The organism is Klebsiella sp. X13 (assembly GCF_003323835.1).
In the GTDB taxonomy this organism is placed as follows: Bacteria; Pseudomonadota; Gammaproteobacteria; order Enterobacterales; family Enterobacteriaceae; genus Klebsiella; species Klebsiella ornithinolytica.
This window is the reverse complement of sequence record NZ_CP030874.1, coordinates 4,716,431-4,732,684: the sequence shown is the minus strand read 5'-3', so window position 1 is coordinate 4,732,684 and position 16,254 is coordinate 4,716,431. Positions and strand designations below refer to the sequence as shown.

Genomic DNA, 16,254 nt, shown 5'->3' with positions numbered 1-16,254 from the left:
GCGGACAATGACGACGATTCTGTTCATCGGATTATCCTGCCACGAAACGCGGCGGCAGTGAAAGCGGTTTTTAGTTAGCGATACACCGGCAGCAGGTTAAAGCTGGATAAAATATGAATGATCGCGTTGGCGCCACCGAAACATAAAATCAGGATAATCATGGCATTGCCGCCCCAGACCCGATAGGCAGGGCTACCAAAACGCCTGCGCGAGGCGCGCGCCAGCAGGGCGGGAACAATAGCGGCCCAGACGGTGGCGGCGAGACCGGCGAAACCGATGGCATAGATAAAACCGTTGGGCCACAGCAACCCGCCGACAATGGGCGGCAGGAAGGTGACCAGCGCGGTTTTAAAGCGCCCCTGACGGCTATCGTCGAACTTAAACAGATCCGCCAGATAATCAAACAGGCCGAGCGTGACGCCAAGGAACGAACTGGCGACGGCGAAGTTGGAAAAGACGGTTAGTAGTAAATCCAGGCTTGAACTGTTCAGCAGGCCGCTTAGCGTCTGCACCAGCACGTCGATATTGCCGCCTTTCCCGGCGATATCGATAAACGCCGGACGCGGAATATTGCCCATCGTACCGACCAGCCAGATAATATACAGCACCAGTGCCATCAGCGTGCCGAGCAGCAGGCAGCGGCGAATGACCTGCGGGTCTTTACCGTAGTACTTCATCAGGCTGGGGACATTGCCGTGATAGCCAAAGGACGCCAGACAGAACGGCAGCGTCATCAGCACGTAGGGCAGATACGACGCATTCGCTTCCGCGCGATTGAACAGAATCGCGGGCTCCACGTGCCACATCAGACCGCCAAAGGTCATAAAGAAGGTGAGAATTTTGGCGCCCAGTACGATGGTGGTCATCCGGCTGACCGCTTTAGTGCTCAGCCAGACGATAAAGGCGACGACCAGCGCGAACGCCAGGCCGCCTGAGCGCGCGGGAACCGCGAGATGCATTTGCGCAAAAGTATGCTGAATAACCGAACCGCTGGCGGATATATAGGCATAGGTTAAAATATATAATACGAAGGCCACGGTCAGGCCGTTAATAATATTCCAGCCGGTGCCCAGTAAATCTTTCGTAATAGTGTCGAAGCTGGCGCCAATATGATAATTCAGATTCGCCTCGAGGATCATTAACCCCGAATGCAACATACAAAACCAGGTAAATACCAACGCCAGCAGAGACCAGAAAAACCAGGCGCCGGACATGACCACTGGTAATGAGAACATGCCTGCGCCAATAATAGTGCCGCCGATAATCATCGCCCCGCCAATAAGCGATGGCGTATTTGTTGAGACCGCTTTTGCGACCGATAATGTAGCCATAAGGTTATTCCTCACGTGGCTATATATTAAGTAACAGGTTGCGGAAAAACGGCTACCGAGACGCAACCCGAGCGATTGAGCTTATTTTTCTGTATGCGAAATTAAAGGCGCTCCCGTTGCGAGAGCGCCCGGGGTTGGGTTATTTCACCGGTTTCAGTCTGGCGACGAAGTGGCGTAATACCGGCGGCTCATAGGTAAAGGTCAGGCCCTTAATCGTGGCGGCGCGGGCCTTAACGGCAATCAGCGCATCAGCGATATAGTCCATATGATCGTTAGTATAAACGCGGCGCGGAATGGTCAGGCGCAGCAGCTCCATCGGCGAGGCCTTCTGCTTGCCGGTTTCCGGGTCGCGGCCGAGCAGCAGGGAGCCGATTTCCACGCTGCGGATACCCGCCTCCAGATACAGCTCGTTGTTTAACGCGTGCGCCGGGAACTGCTCCGCCGGGATATGCGGCAGCAGCAGTTTCGCATCAACGAATACCGCATGACCGCCGGTCGGATATTGAATCGGAATGCCGCCTTCGCGCAGGCGTTCGCCAAGGTATTCCACCTGATTGATACGATAAGCGAGGTAATCCTCGTTGGTGCCTTCTTCCAGACCAATAGCCAGCGCCTCCATATCGCGTCCCGCCAGACCACCGTAGGTGACAAAGCCTTCCATCGGTACGCAGCGAATACGCACTTCGTTGAATAGCTCTTCGTCATCGCGGAAACAGCACAGGCCGCCGATATTCACCATCGGGTCTTTCTTGGCAGACATGGTCAGCATATCGCCGTACTGGTACATCTCGAGAATAATCTCTTTCACCGATTTATCGGCGTAACCCTCTTCGCGCTGTTTGATAAACCAGGCGTTTTCGCAGAAGCGGGCGGAGTCGATCACCACCGGAATATTATTCTGGCGGGCAATCTGATATACCTCGCGCATATTCGCCAGCGATACCGGCTGGCCGCCAGAGCTGTTACAGGTGACGGTGGTAATGATGGCCGCCACATTTTCTGCGCCATGTTCGGCGATGGTCGCTTTCAGCAAATCAATGTCGAAATTGCCCTTCCAGTCGTACCACGACGTGGTGTCGAAGGCTTTTGGCGTCACTACGTTAATCGCTTTCGCGCCGTTGAGTTCGACGTGGGCGGCGGTGGTATCGAAATGGAAGTTAGAAATAAACACCGGATGCGCCGACTTGCGGCGGGCAATCAGGCTCGGGAACAGAATCTGCTCTGCGCCGCGCCCCTGGTGGGTCGGAATGGTGTACGGATAGCCGATAATCTCTTTGACCTTCTCGCACAGGTGCTGATAGTTACGCGACCCGGCGTAAGCCTCATCGCCCATCATCAGCCCGGCCCACTGATGGTCGCTCATCGCGCCGGTGCCGGAGTCGGTCAGCAGGTCGATATAAACGTCCTGACTATTGAGCAAAAACGGGTTATAGCCTGCTTCTGCCAGGGCTTTGACGCGATCGTCAAAGGTGGTCATGCGAATGTTTTCGACCATTTTAATGCGGAACGGCTCAGGGATGCGTTTCATTTATTTTCTCCATGGGAATGCTGTGCCGCGTTTGGCTATTCGGCGACAAATAACAGGCGCAACAAATAGCGACTAAACGCAGTGCTAAATTAATTTTATTTAGAGGGTAAACAGCAGCGGAGAATTAACGAGGGAAGTCGTTGGAGATACGGTGATCCAAATTATACCAGTCGTCCAGGCCGCCCTGGGCAATGAGGCGATAAATCGATTTTTGCGTCATTACATCGTCCTCTGTAGGTGAAGGGATGTGATAAAAATAAGGCAAAATGAGAAAATAACTACGATTAAAATCACAAAAAGTTATTTATGGCTAAACGGAGCAGCAAAATTTGACGTTGGTCGTGTTTTTAGCGTTATTGATTATTTGATTAGCAGGCGATGGTTTTTTGTTTTTTTATTGCGGCAATAACATGTTATTGAGTGCGGTTTTTGCGCCCTCATCGAACTCAATGAAGGCGCAGGCGAAACTTACATGCTGGAGAAGACGTTCATGATGATGCCGCCGGAAATAATCAGCACCATGGCGAGGATCGCCGGCAGATCCGGTTTTTGCTTGTAGAGGATCATCGAGCAGATGGTGACGCCGACGATGCCAAAGCCGCACCATAGCGAGTAGGCGACGCCCACCGGAATGGTGCTCATCGCGCGAGTGAGGGCGAAGTAGCACAGGCCGTAGGCGCAGACCACCAGTACCGACGGCGCCAGTTTACTAAAGCCGTTGGTCTTTTTGATCATCGAGGTACCGGTGATTTCGGAGCCGATAGACAGCGCCAACCATAAAAATCCGAGATTAAACATATGCGATTCCTTTTTCGTTAGTTGGCGACTTTTTTGTCCAGGGATGAGGGTGAAGCAACCGGTTTAACTGGCGTATCTTCGCTCTCCTCGCTACCCATTTTGGAAAACAGATTCATGATAACGATGCCGCTGGCGATAACGGCCATGCCGATAATCGCCGCGGTGTCCGGATGCTGACCGTAAAATGCCATCCCCAGCGTCGAAACCACCAGAATCCCGGTACCGGACCAGGTGGCGTACGCCAGGCCAACGGGAATATCTTTCACCGCGCGGGAAAGGGAGTAGTAGCAGGTGCAGTACAGCAGCACCAGCAGCCCGAGCAGCAGCATTTTGGTGGTCCCTTCGCTGCTACCGAACATTTTCAGGGTGGAAGTGGCCGAGGTTTCCGAAAGGATAACCAACAGCATCCATAGCCAACATTTTGTTTTTGAAGACATAATAAACTCCGGATCTATTTATTAAGGTAGGGTTCTTTTTTTCTGTTTTTCAAAAAATCGATAGCGGCATCGGTTAACTGCGCTGCGGGGGCACAGGCCAGCGCCGGATTATTCACGATGTCTGTGACAGTGAGATAACGCCGCGCGCCGGCGGTCGGTGCCTGAGCGGGCGCCTCCGTTCCTGCTGCCAGCTTCGCCAGTAGCTCATTCATGGTGCACAGCGTGACACCGCATGCCGTCAGCCGCGTCAACGTGGACTGCATATGTCCGGCGTAGGGCGTCGTGCTATCTGCTCCGCGCAGCTGGTTTAACTCGCTGGCCGGATCGCAGTGATAGCGCAGCGCCAGTACCGGCATGCCGGTAAGCAGAGCAGCATGCAATCGTCTGGCTTGCGGGTTTTGCAAGGTGCCGTTAACCAGATCGGCCGCCAGCGGATAGTCGAGAAACGGCACCACTACGGCCCGCCAGGCTGTCGACGGCAGCGCTTCCTGCCAGGCGTTGGACGGCAGCGTTTCACCGACCGCCTGCCACAGCGCGGCATCCGTCACACTTTCGTCCAGCGCCAGCTGCAGACGCTGTCCGCATCCCGCCAGACGGCTGCGGATGGCCTGGCGATAGCCCGCGGCCGGACCAACCATCACCAGCACCGGCGGCCGCAGACGCTGGATAATGCGTTCCACCAGGTATTCCATCTGTTCGTCGGTCATGGCTGGCCTCCGTTAAGCGATGAGCGTGACCTGCGCGCCGTTTTTCAGTCCGGCGGCGTTGGCTTCTTCGGTATCAATATGAAACTCCAGCGCGAAGTCATCGCGCACCCGCACCACCACTTCGTCGAAGGTCAGCTGGCGTTCGCCGTTGCTGCGGACGCTCACCTTCTGGCCATTGGCGACATTCAACTGCTGCGCATCCTGCGGCGACATATGGATATGCCGCCAGGCGCAGATCACCTGAGAGCGCAGTTCGACGTGGCCGGCCGGGCCGATCAGCAGCGCGTTACCTGCGTTCTCCAGCTGGCCAGATTCGCGAACCGGCGCTTTGATGCCGAGGGTAAAGCAGTCGGCGCGGGAGATTTCCAGTTGAGTCACCGGGCGGGTTGGCCCGAGGACGCGAACCTGAGCGAGCGAGCCCTTCGGGCCGACGACGGTCACGCACTCCTGGGCGGCAAACTGCCCCGGCTGGCGCAGGGGTTTAAACGGCGTCAGCGTATAACCCTGGCCAAACAGCGCCTCGACATCCTGCTGAGACAGATGAACGTGACGGTTAGAGATACCGACCGGGATATCGGGCGCGCAGCGCGTCAGTCGGGCGGTGATTTTTTCATGTAGCAGGGTGTCGATCATGCCTTCTTCCCTTTCTTCATCGCGGCATTTTTATCTTCCGGCTCCCCCGGCGCTGGCGGGGAAGGCGGCGTCTGCGGCTCGACTTTTTCCATCGCTGCCGGCACTGCGTTTTTCAGGTCCTCGTTTTTCATGTCGGCGTGGTTCGCGACCGGTTTTGCCTCCGGGCGGCCTTTCAGATGACTCAGCGCCGCCACCACGCTGGGTTCCGGACGGGCGATGACCAGCGACTTGACGTGCTGCGCAGCGCCCGCCACCTCGACGCCGCGCTCAATGGCGGTGTGGATGGCGCTGATCTCGCCTTCGAAGCAGACGCTGACCAGCCCCGATCCGATTTTGCGATAGCCAATGCAGGTCACGCCTGCGGCTTTACAGGCGGCGTCTACGGCCTGAATGGCGGTGACCAGCCCTCGCGTTTCAATTACGCCTAAACTTTTCATTGTCGGCTCCTGTTAATGGCGGACTAAGCGAATATCAAAATCAAACTGCGTGAAGAACGTCTCCAGCTGGTTCAGCTCTTCGGACGAATAAGACGGGTCCTGGGTAATGGGGTAGGGCATATCCAGGCGCTCGTATTTTTTGCGGCCCAGCTGGTGGTACGGCAGCATGTCGATGCGGCGGATATTTCCGCGCTTCGCCAGTTTCTGCACGTAATCAATAGCCCCGGTAATGGCATCAAATGAGTCGTTATATCCGCGAACCAGCGGCATGCGAATAATCACGTTAGCGCCGGAGTCCACCAGCCATTCCAGATTGCGGCGAATACCTTCATTGCCGATGCCAAATAACGCTTTATGGTGTTCGCTGTTTATTTGCTTAATATCGAATAAGAAAGTGTCGGTCACCGGCGCCAGCTTTTGATAATTGGCCAGCGGGGTCGTGCCCTGGGTTTCGATGGCGGTATTGAGCATCATCTTTTTGCATTCGCTGAACAGCGCCACGGCAAAATCGGTTTGCAGGCTCATTTCACCGCCGCCGATGGTCACGCCGCCGCCGGAAGCAATGTAGAAGTCATAATCTTGCATGATGATGTCCATCAGCTCGCTGACGGTGACGTCTTTACCCATAATATCCAGCGCGTTCTGGGTACAAATTTCTTCGCATTTGCGGCAGCCAATACAGTCTTTATTACGGTCGACAAAATGCTTCATCTCGCCGTTTTCTTCTGCCCGATAGTGAATGCCGGCCGGGCAGACATTGACGCAGTCGCCGCAGTTAATGCATTTGTCGTGCGAGAACATGACCTGGAACTGGCTATTCAGCCCCTCCGGGTTAGCGCACCATGGGCAGCGTATATTGCAGCCTTTGAAAAAAACCAGCGTGCGAATGCCATCGCCGTCGTAGATCGAATATTTCTGAATATTGAATATTCGTCCGGTTAATTCTTGTTTTGCGCTCACACATACCTCCAGTAAAACGATCGGGACATCCGTGTCCAAAAACGTCCGTGTTTATCAGAACTTCTCAATCACCGTACGGCTGATGATTTCGTCCTGTACCTCTTTGCACAGCTCAACGAAGTAGGCGCTGTAGCCGGCGACGCGGACGATCAGGTCGCGATATTTTTCCGGCTCCTGCTGGGCTTTTTTCAGCACTTCGTTATCGACGTAGCTGAACTGCATCTGACCGTTGCCGAGAATCGATGCCGTGCGCAGCAGGGTAATCAGGCCATGGCGACCCTCAGGTGTGTCCAGCAACCCTTTGAGGAACTTGAAGTTATGCACCATGCCGATATTCATGGTCTCCACGTTCATCTTGCTGACTGACTTGATGATGGCGGTTGGACCCTGCTTATCCGCCCCCTGCGTCGGGCTGATACCATCGGAAAGCGGCATCCATGCCAGACGGCCGTTCGGCGTGGCGTTGGTCAGCTCGCCAATCGGCGTGTTGTTGGAGATAGAGAGGGTGCCGTGGCTCAGCGTGGAGTAGAGCATTTTGTACTTGCGGCACTCGCGCTCGGTCCACTCGGTAATATCCAGCGCGTACTGGTCAACGTAGTTATCGTCGTTACCGTATTTCGGCGCGTTCAGGCAGTCGCGGCGCAGGGCCTCAAAGCCTTCAAAGTTCGCCAGCATCGCATCGCGCATCTGTTCGAGGGTGTACTTCTTATCTTCGAACACCAGCTTACGAATCGCCGCCATCGAATCGACGTAGGTCGCCAGACCGGAGAAGATCAGCCCCGGGCCGTGGTTGATCATCGCGCCGCCGGCGGCGACGTCTTTGCCGCTCTCCATGCAGCCTTCCACCAGCAGCGACATCAGCGGTTTCGGCGCCACGTCGCGGTGCACGCGCTGGCTGATCACCGTGCCAATTGCCGACAGACGGACGATATGGGCAATCTGCTGTTTCACCGCCGCGTCAAACTCTTCGAAGGTGCGCAGCTCACGCAGGTCGCCGGTATCCAGCCCCTGATAGCTATCGAACAGCACCATCCGGCCGCGGTTTAAGACGAACTCGATGGCGATAGGCCACTGGGTGTAGCCGGTGGAGGTCCACTGATAGATGCGGCCGGATTTCTGCGGTTCGACGCAGCCCATCAGGCAGTAGTCGCGGGCATCTTCGAAATCGAAGCCCTTACGCAGCATCATCTTGATATGGGAGTCATCGAAGTGGCAGGCCGGGAAGCCCATCCCCGCCTTGACGACGTCGACGATTTTTTCCATGTACTTCTGCGGCGACTGGTTGTGAATACGGCAGGCCAACGACGGCTGGTAAACCTTCACAAAGCGCACGGCATCCATAATCAGATAAGTCAGGTCGTTACAGGCATCGCCGCCGGAGCGTTTCTGACCGCCAACGGTCAGGTTGATAAACGGCTGATAACCGGCGAAGTATTTCGCCCCCAGCTCGCTCGACATCCACATCAGTTCGGCGCATTTGATGATAAACGCCTGCAGCAGCTCCAGCGCAGCTTCGTGAGTCAGGCGGCCTTCGCGAATATCGGCTTCAAACATCGGGTAGCAGTACTGGTCCACGCGGCCCAGCGACAGGCCGGTCTGGTTCTCTTCAATTTCAAACAGCGACTCCACGGTCCAGATACTTTGCAGCGCTTCCTGCAGAGTCTTCGGCGGGTTCGCCGGGACGTTCTGGTTCACTTCGGCAATGGTCAGCAGCTCGGCGCGACGCTGGGCGTTTTGCTCAATAGCGGCCAGCTCACGGGCGCGCGCGGCGATGCGATGCGCATAGTTAATCACCCCTTCGCAGGTTTCAATCGCCGCCTTGTAGTAGTAGATGCGGTCGATATCTTCCGGGTTTTCCATGCTCAGGCTGGCAAGATGCGCCTCCGCGTCGGCTTTAATGCCGTTCATCCCTTTGGTGAACAGCAGCACGTCATAGCCCGGGCAGGTATCGCCGCCGCCGTTGATCTGATGGTAGGAGAGGTCGCTGACGAAGGTTTCGCCGCTGAACGCCCACACGCCCGCTTCGCGGTACTGGGCTTCACAGATCTCATCCAGCGAGCGGCCTTCCCAGAACGGGACGATCTCTTCGCGGATGGTTTTCTTATCTTCTTCGCTGATCTCAAACGGATCCTGCGGTCGGGTGCTCATGGTATCGAGTTCGTCGCGCACCCAGCGCCAGGCGATATCCGGCGAGAAGGCCCCGGCGCGCGGCTTGCCGCACGGATGGCCGACGATCAGCTCATCGTCCTGAATCAGGATCGGCGCGGTTTCGCAGGCGTGACGGAAAGCTTTGGCGCGCAGCAGAATGGTCGGCATACCCGGATTTGCTTTCACCACCTCGGTAAAGGCCAGCGCGCGATAGATAGAGACGCTCGGGCGTACCGTCAGGTAGTGGTTGCGCAGGCGCTGCATGCGCGGAGTCAGCCCTTCTGCTGTTGTCGTTTCGCTACAGGCGGCAAACGGCGCGGCGGAGACCTTTTGTTCGCCGTGGAACAGACGCACCGGCAGATTGAGCGCGCTCAGATTCCGCTGTGCGCAGAGGAACAGTGCGGAAAGTTCGTTGATGATTGTGCTGGGGTCATCGAGGCTGGCGCCGTGGCGCAGGGCGTCGAACATCGGGTAGCCGTCGATGGCGCAGGCGGCGCGGACTTCGCTCAGCTGTGCCAGTTTGAACCACAGGCACTCAACGATTTCATAGGCCCGTTGCGGCGTCAGGGTGCCGTTGGCGATGTCGCGCTGATACCACGGCAGCAGAGCCTTATCGGCACCTTCCGGGTTTACCGCATAGCTGCCGTTGTCCAGCTGCAGCGCCAGCTGAAACAGATAAAATGCCTGGCAGGCCTCTTTGAAGTTACGTGCCGGGTGGGCCGGAACGTGATGCAGAATCGCCGCGCTCTCCAGCAGCTCGGCCTGGCGGTACGGGTTGCTTTCCGCCGCCGCGAGCGTTTCGGCGCTGGTGGCCAGATTCTGCGCCAGGGCGAGGAGGGCGTCGCAGGCGTAAATGGCGGCCCGGCAGCCGTTGACTTCATCCATACCGCTGCGGCTGACGGCGCTACCCAGGCTGCGGGTTTTCTCTTCCAGCTGGTGTTTAATCGCTAGCGCGCCTTTTTCAACAATCAGCCGGTAATCCGGGGAGTCCAGGTCGCTGCTGAGATTCAGGAAACGGAACGCCGACGGACGCTGCGCGGCGCTTTCATCGTGAAAAATTGCCCCGTGCGGTTTGCGGGTCTGGTCGCCGACAATGAGCTCATCGGGGCTGATGCACAGCGGCAGCTGGCGCATCAACTCATAGAAACGACGCGCCGGCTTGACGGCGGCGGGAATGCCCGCGATATCGCCATCAAGGGCGTTCAACGTGGCGGCATGCTCGGTGCACAGGGTGCTTTTATGTGAGAGTAAACGTTCAGCCAGCACGTGGACGCGCGGCGTTAAGCTGTAGTGTGCCATGTAGTATTCTCCAGATGTTCTGTTCCGCGGCTGATTAACAACCCGGCTGTGGATGCTGTGTCCGCCTGCTTGCCGGGGGGCGGCTGTCGCCTGACCCGGCCTACAAATCACTCAATGATCAACCGGTTATCTGTTACCCGCAGGCCCGCGCAAGCGGAGCGACGCCGGTCAATTCCAGGTGACCGGTCCACGCCCGGCGATAGAGTTCGCTTAAAGCGTGAGCGTCCGGCGTACGTGGGTTGGTCGGTGTACAGCTGTCGCGTAGCGCCTGGCCAACCATCTCCGCCAGGCGTTGCTCAAACTCAGCGCTGGAAATGCCGGTATCACTAATGCCGGCCGGCATCGTCATTTCGTCTTTTAATGTCTGAATCGCGACCAGTAAGCTGGCGACGCCCTGGCGGGTATTGGCCGCCGGCAGATCCAGCAGATGGGCTAAGCGCGCATATTTGCGCGCGGCATCGGTCGCGCACTGCCCGTGATAATCGGCGTTCCAGGCCACCACCTCGGCCATTAACAGCGCGTTCGCGCGGCCGTGGGGGACGCGAAAGACGCCGCCAAGCGCATGGGCCAGGCTGTGGGTGATACCCAGCGAAGCGTTGGTAAACGCCATGCCCGCCATACAGGAGGCGTTGTGCATCTTTTCGCGGGCCAGCAGGTTGTCGCCGCTGCGCCAGCAGGTGGGCAGATAGCGGAAAACCTGCTGCACCACTTTTTCCGCCAGCGCATCGGAAAAGTCGCTGGCGGCGCGGGAGACGTAGGCTTCCAGCGCGTGGCACAGGACGTCCATCCCGGTATCGGCGGTGATGGACGGCGGGACCGAGGCCACCAGCGCCGGGTCGAGAATGGCGATATCCGGCAGCAGCGTCGGATCCACCAGCACCAGTTTTTCAGCATGGGCCTTGACGACCGAAAAGGCGGTCACTTCTGAGCCGGTACCGCTGGTGGTCGGGATCGCCACGAAGCAGGGACGCTGGCGCCCGGCCTGCGGACGGGTCTGCGCAAGGGCGAAAATAACCGCTTTGGCCGCGTCAATGACCGACCCGCCGCCCAGCGCCACCACCAGATCCGGATAGCTGGCATCCATCAACTTCATCCCGCGTACGATGGTGGCAATATCCGGATCCGCCACCACGTCATCCCAGACCTGGAAAGCGATGCCGCGCTGGCGCCAGGGGCCAGTCACGCGATCGGCGAGGCCAAATTTGACCATCGCCTTGTCGGTCACCAGCAGGACGTTGCGGGCGGGGAGCTCGTCCAGAACCGCTAGCGCGTCCTGACCAAAGCGGATCCGGGGTTTCAGCAAAAATTCACTCATTGGGTTATTCACTCCTTAAGCGTCCCGAAACACGTTCTCGACAATGGCGACCACCGACATGGCTTTGTAGCGCTCGGCGTTGAGCGCGAAATACTCTTCAGCCAGGACGATGTCGTGCATGCCGGCGCCGACGCTATCGACGGCGACCCAGGTCTGGTCCTTCATGGGCTGCTGGTCATCGTCCAGTTTGACGATCAGCAGCAGGTTACTGCCGCGTAGCTCTGCGCATTTCTGCGTGGCGACGACATGTCCGACTACCTTTGCGAGAATCATTGTTTTTATCGCCTTATTTCAATGCATTACTGGCCTAAGCGCTCAAGCACCTGGCGGATGATGCGTTCCACGTTCTGCTCGTTGATCTCGCCTTCCGCTTCGACGGCGGCGGCGACAGCAAAGCGGTTATCAGCCCCTGTATCGCCGGCGGTAGCGACCGGGGTCGCGGCGCCTGGAGAGGTGAAGCGCACGTCGTCGAGAATGCTGCGCTGCGGGTTATCTGTCGGTGTGACGATGGTCGGCTGCGGTTCAGGGCGGCTGCCCGGGGCGCGCAGTTCATCGATGGAGCGTACGCCGTAGCCGACCCGGCGGATGTTGAGCAGGTTCATCGGTCCGACGTTATCGGAGCTGGAACCGCCGCCAACTGCGCCGCAGCCGAGCGTCAGCGCCGGCGTGATATTGGTGGTGGCACCGATGCCTCCCAGCGCCGCCGGGGTGTTAATCAAAATGCGGTTAACCGGTTTTTCGAGGCAGAACTGGCGAATCACATCCTGATTGCGGGTATGGATAACCAGCGTATGGCCGAGGCCTTCGTTGGTCAGCAGTTCCATCACCCGGTGACAGGCCGCTTTCCAGTCCTCTTCCACGTACAGGCCGAGAATGGGACACAGTTTTTCGCGGGAGTAAGGGTTCTGGTGAGAGACGGTGGTCTGTTCGGCGATCAGCACTTTGGTGCTGGCCGGAACGCTGAAACCGGCAAGCTGGCTGAGATACAGCGCGGTTTTACCCACCACTTTCGGATTGATGGTGCCGTTCGGGCGCAGAAGCAGAGCCGCCATTTTGGCCGCTTCACCTTCATTCATGAAGTAGGCGCCCTGGGCTTCGAGTTCACGATGCACATCGTTATAAATGCAGCGTTCGACGATGATTGACTGCTCGGAGGCGCAGATCACGCCATTATCGAAGGTTTTGCTGGTGATAATATCTTTCACCGCGTGATGAATATCGGCGCTGCGCTCGATAAAGGCCGGTCCGTTTCCCGGGCCGCCGCTAATGGTCGGGGTGCCGGAAGCGTAGGCCGCGCGAACCATGCCTTCGCCGCCGGTCGCCAGAATCAGCGAGACGTCTTTGCTGTGCATCAGTTCTGAAGTGGCTTCGAGGGTCAGTTGGCTAATGGCGTCAACGCTGCCTGCCGGTGCGCCTGCGGCTTCGGCGGCGCGCTTGACGATCTCGATCGCCTTCCAGCTACACTGACGTGCGCCCGGATGTGGGGAGAAGATAATCGCGTTGCCGGCTTTCAGGGCAATCAGCGTTTTGTAGATCACGGTAGAGGTTGGGTTTGTTGACGGGACCAGCGCACAAATCACGCCCAGCGGCACGCCCACGTCCATCACTTTTTTTAGCGGATCGTCATGAATGATGCCGACGGTCTTCATATCTTTGATGGCGTCGTAAACGCGCAGCGAAGCGAAACGGTTCTTCAGCACTTTATCCTGCCAGTTGCCAAATCCGGTCTCTTCCGCAGCCATTTTCGCCAGCGCTTCGGCGTGGTGCGCGGCTTCCTGGGCCACGTTTTTCACGATGGCGTCGATTTGTTGCTGCGAAAAGGTGGCCAGAATCGCCTGAGCCTTTTTGGCGCTGCGCACCAGTTCCCGCGCGTTCTGGCGGGACTGCAAATCGTTATCCAGTTCAATCATGAGTCTATCCTTCATCAGACTAAAAGAGTGGAGACGGGGCGCGCCCTGTCAGGTCATGCTTTATGCTGCGACGCGATTTTTTCGATATCGTTATGCGGACGCGCAATGACGCGAGAGGTGACCACTTCACCGATGCGTTTTGCCGCCTCCACGCCGGAGTCAACGGCCGCATTGACCGCACCGACGTCGCCTTTTACCATCGCGGTGACCAGCCCGGAGCCGACGTTTTCATAGCCAATCAGCTCGACGTTGGCGGCTTTACACATCGCATCGGCGGCTTCAATACAGGCCACCAGACCTTTGGTTTCGATCAGACCAAGCGCTTCTTTCATCATGTTGTCTCCCGTTATTCCGTCACTTTGTAATGTGCGACGATCTTGTTGATGTCGTTATGCGGACGGGCGATAACCAGCGAGGTCACCACTTCCCCAATGCGTTGTGCCGATTCCACGCCGGAATCCACCGCCGCTTTCACCGCGCCGACGTCGCCTTTCACCATCGCGGTGACCAGGCCGGAGCCGACGTTTTCATAGCCGATCAGCTCGACGTTGGCGGCTTTACACATCGCATCCGCCGCTTCGATACAAGCCACCAGACCTTTGGTTTCAATCAGACCTAATGCATCACCCATTTGCGTTCTCCTGGCCTTAAGCCTTGTGTTTAATGACGATTTTGTTGATGTCGTTATGCGGACGTGCAATCACCAGCGAGGTCACCACTTCTCCGATGCGCTGCGCCGATTCCACGCCGGAATCCACCGCTGCTTTCACCGCGCCGACATCGCCTTTCACCATGACGGTGACCAGGCCGGAGCCGATGTTTTCATAGCTAATCAGCTCGACGTTGGCGGATTTGCACATGGCATCCGCTGCTTCAATGCAGGCCACCAGGCCTTTGGTTTCAATAAGCCCCAATGCATCACCCATTGTGATCTCCTCCAGAACAGGTTTTGTGATTCGGGAAAACCGTCCGCGTAACGGCGTCAACACGCGGCAGCGGCGTTCGACGTCCACTATAGGGAAATGAAGGTGGAGTGAAATTTAAATCCGTTAAATGTTTGTTTTTAGGTTTTTACTCTGTGATTTAGCCTTTTTTTGCCGATTATTTATCTGTTTGTGCTGATTTGACGTAAGGGATTTGGCGTTACCTCGCGCGGTTTTTTGCGCATTGAGACGCGCCGCGGGGAATGTTAACGGGGTGCTAATTTATTGCGGACGCGGGGTAATATATCCCTCATTTAAATGTGGGTATGGTCATGTTTTTTAGCGCCAGATAAATGCAAAAAGTGCGCTTTCGCGGCGAGGGCGATACCGGGAAAGCAGGGGAGGGAGATTAATCGAACTGACTGCCGGATTTCAGGGTGCAGACATAGAGCGGGGAGTTAATGGAGCTCAGCAGAATTGCTTTCTCGTTGAGCTTCTGGGCGTTGAGAAACAGGCCATCATGGCTGTCGGACATTTCTCGCATAAAGTAGGCAAAGATAACGTCCGGTGACTCATCGATTGACGAGGCGCTGGATTCCCACTTGCTGATGCGGTAGTGGCGTTCGGTCGATGAGATGCGTTGGCTGGTCCAGTTAAACTTGACGTAGCGCTGCAGATAGAGCCAGCCGGCCGCGGAGTCGGTATAGCCCTCGACGACCATCGAGCCCTTGCCGTTGGCGGCAAAATTAAAATGAATATTGCCGTTGACGTTCTCCTTCTCCATGTTCTCAAAACGCATGATGGCTTTGGTCGAGCAGCTCATCACCCCGTCTTTTTCAACGGGCAGCAGTTTCCAGGCGCTGACCCCGGCCGCGACGATAAATACCAGCGTAGAGAGGGCGAAAAAGGGGCGAGGAGCGAGTCTCATTGCGGCTTCCAGGAGTAGTAGAAATAGTTATCGCAGTAGCTGAACGGGTTGTCTTCATGCATGGCGCAGTGGGCGAGGAACACCCGGCCCAGCCCGTTGGTTTCCAGCCTGTCGCCATAGAAGAAGACGAAGCGTTCGCCGGGTTTGCACTCCAGCTTCAGCCGCTGGCGTACCTCATCAAAATTCCTGGCGTAGGCGGTGGCGGAGACCGAACGCAGCATCTCGTCACTGGCCAGCAGTTCGCACTGGCTGTGGGTCATCTGCGTCAGGGTGATGGGACGGGATTCGCCGCCGCCGACGAAAGCAAACGCCAGCAACAGCAGCGCGATGGCCAGCAGACTGGCGCCGGCCATATACCAGCAGGTGCCTCGCGCATGCCGGGAGGGGGCGGGATCTTCCTCGGCGCGGGTGAAGGGGGCCCCGGACTCCTGCATCGGCGCGACTTCTGCTGCGGGCTCAGACGGCGCCTCCGCTATGTCGTCAATAATGGCGATGGTTAATTCGGGGTTGAGCTGCAGCATACCGCGCGACACCGTGACGATGATGTTCTCGATGTCGTAATGACGGAAGGTTTTGCGCAGCATGCTCAGATACTGGTTGAGGTTGCTGTTGGATGACGTTAATCCGTTGTCATCCCACACTTTTTTTAGTACCTCATCGCGGCTGATAACATCGGTATGGCGCAGGAAATAGTAGAGCAGCGCGCTGGCAGTGATAGACAGCTGGCTGTCAGGTTCGGTGCTTCCCGGTAGGGTGAGTGTGCCGTCCGTTGCATCATAAATGAGACGGGCATTGATGTTGTAGCGCATCGCGGCCTCAATCTAAGAGCCTACATGAGGCTATTTTATTTGTCAGTCTGGTCCAGGGAGCGTCTACGTATTTCACGTATGCCCGGGTGCT

At 57.2% G+C, this 16,254-nt stretch carries 18 protein-coding genes; all 18 read right to left on the bottom strand.

Translation table 11 applies throughout. The features are described 5' to 3' along the window. Positions 1 to 74 precede the first annotated feature (74 nt). The 18 genes from mtr to DSD31_RS22500 all read right to left on the bottom strand — a co-directional run bounded on the left by mtr (position 75) and on the right by DSD31_RS22500 (position 16,163). Positions 75 to 1,331 (bottom strand): tryptophan permease, encoded by a 1,257-nt coding sequence (gene mtr / locus DSD31_RS22585; RefSeq protein ID WP_088402420.1) that lies wholly within the window; start codon positions 1,329 to 1,331, stop codon positions 75 to 77. Positions 1,332 to 1,470: 139 nt separating this feature from the next. After that, on the bottom strand, positions 1,471 to 2,859 hold the full coding sequence (gene tnaA, locus DSD31_RS22580; RefSeq protein WP_004857462.1) for a tryptophanase: 1,389 nt from the start codon (positions 2,857 to 2,859) through the stop codon (positions 1,471 to 1,473). A gap of 124 nt (positions 2,860 to 2,983) precedes the next feature. Continuing rightward, entirely contained in the window at positions 2,984 to 3,079 is a 96-nt protein-coding gene (tnaC, locus tag DSD31_RS22575; protein ID WP_004098218.1) for a tryptophanase leader peptide, read from the bottom strand. A 248-nt stretch (positions 3,080 to 3,327) separates the two neighbouring features. After that, complete coding sequence (locus tag DSD31_RS22570; RefSeq protein ID WP_004857466.1) at positions 3,328 to 3,657, bottom strand: DMT family transporter; 330 nt, start codon at positions 3,655 to 3,657, stop codon at positions 3,328 to 3,330. A gap of 17 nt (positions 3,658 to 3,674) precedes the next feature. Then, positions 3,675 to 4,094 (bottom strand): DMT family transporter, encoded by a 420-nt coding sequence (locus tag DSD31_RS22565; protein ID WP_004857468.1) that lies wholly within the window; start codon positions 4,092 to 4,094, stop codon positions 3,675 to 3,677. A 14-nt stretch (positions 4,095 to 4,108) separates the two neighbouring features. Continuing rightward, the gene (locus tag DSD31_RS22560; RefSeq protein ID WP_004857470.1) at positions 4,109 to 4,801 is read right to left on the bottom strand and encodes a hypothetical protein; all 693 of its coding nucleotides are present in this window, start codon (positions 4,799 to 4,801) and stop codon (positions 4,109 to 4,111) included. 12 nt (positions 4,802 to 4,813) lie between these two features. Then, complete coding sequence (locus tag DSD31_RS22555) at positions 4,814 to 5,434, bottom strand: phosphate propanoyltransferase (protein WP_032716498.1); 621 nt, start codon at positions 5,432 to 5,434, stop codon at positions 4,814 to 4,816. Next, entirely contained in the window at positions 5,431 to 5,871 is a 441-nt protein-coding gene (locus tag DSD31_RS22550; RefSeq protein WP_004857475.1) for a BMC domain-containing protein, read from the bottom strand. Before DSD31_RS22550 ends, DSD31_RS22555 begins: the two co-directional genes overlap by 4 nt. A 12-nt stretch (positions 5,872 to 5,883) precedes the next feature. Further along, positions 5,884 to 6,831, bottom strand: a complete 948-nt coding sequence (cutD, locus tag DSD31_RS22545; protein WP_004857478.1) for a choline TMA-lyase-activating enzyme — start codon at positions 6,829 to 6,831, stop codon at positions 5,884 to 5,886. A 54-nt stretch (positions 6,832 to 6,885) separates the two neighbouring features. Further along, on the bottom strand, positions 6,886 to 10,278 hold the full coding sequence (cutC, locus tag DSD31_RS22540) for a choline trimethylamine-lyase (protein WP_004857480.1): 3,393 nt from the start codon (positions 10,276 to 10,278) through the stop codon (positions 6,886 to 6,888). Between the two features lie 133 nt (positions 10,279 to 10,411). After that, a complete protein-coding gene (locus tag DSD31_RS22535; RefSeq protein ID WP_071359129.1) occupies positions 10,412 to 11,593 on the bottom strand; it encodes a 1-propanol dehydrogenase PduQ in 1,182 nt (393 codons plus the stop codon). Between the two features lie 15 nt (positions 11,594 to 11,608). Beyond that, positions 11,609 to 11,866 carry a EutN/CcmL family microcompartment protein gene (locus tag DSD31_RS22530; protein WP_004857483.1) on the bottom strand — a complete coding sequence of 86 codons (258 nt, stop codon included), beginning with the start codon at positions 11,864 to 11,866 and terminating at the stop codon, positions 11,609 to 11,611. Positions 11,867 to 11,892: 26 nt separating this feature from the next. Continuing rightward, complete coding sequence (locus DSD31_RS22525; RefSeq protein WP_004857485.1) at positions 11,893 to 13,503, bottom strand: acetaldehyde dehydrogenase (acetylating); 1,611 nt, start codon at positions 13,501 to 13,503, stop codon at positions 11,893 to 11,895. A 53-nt stretch (positions 13,504 to 13,556) separates the two neighbouring features. Further along, complete coding sequence (locus tag DSD31_RS22520) at positions 13,557 to 13,835, bottom strand: BMC domain-containing protein (RefSeq protein WP_015585230.1); 279 nt, start codon at positions 13,833 to 13,835, stop codon at positions 13,557 to 13,559. A 14-nt stretch (positions 13,836 to 13,849) separates the two neighbouring features. Beyond that, on the bottom strand, positions 13,850 to 14,134 hold the full coding sequence (locus DSD31_RS22515) for a BMC domain-containing protein (protein ID WP_004857488.1): 285 nt from the start codon (positions 14,132 to 14,134) through the stop codon (positions 13,850 to 13,852). Between the two features lie 16 nt (positions 14,135 to 14,150). Beyond that, complete coding sequence (locus tag DSD31_RS22510; protein WP_010634659.1) at positions 14,151 to 14,429, bottom strand: BMC domain-containing protein; 279 nt, start codon at positions 14,427 to 14,429, stop codon at positions 14,151 to 14,153. A 406-nt stretch (positions 14,430 to 14,835) separates the two neighbouring features. Then, complete coding sequence (locus DSD31_RS22505; RefSeq protein WP_015585229.1) at positions 14,836 to 15,354, bottom strand: FidL-like protein; 519 nt, start codon at positions 15,352 to 15,354, stop codon at positions 14,836 to 14,838. Next, positions 15,351 to 16,163 (bottom strand): winged helix-turn-helix domain-containing protein, encoded by an 813-nt coding sequence (locus DSD31_RS22500; protein ID WP_004857492.1) that lies wholly within the window; start codon positions 16,161 to 16,163, stop codon positions 15,351 to 15,353. Before DSD31_RS22500 ends, DSD31_RS22505 begins: the two co-directional genes overlap by 4 nt. Positions 16,164 to 16,254: the final 91 nt, after the last annotated feature.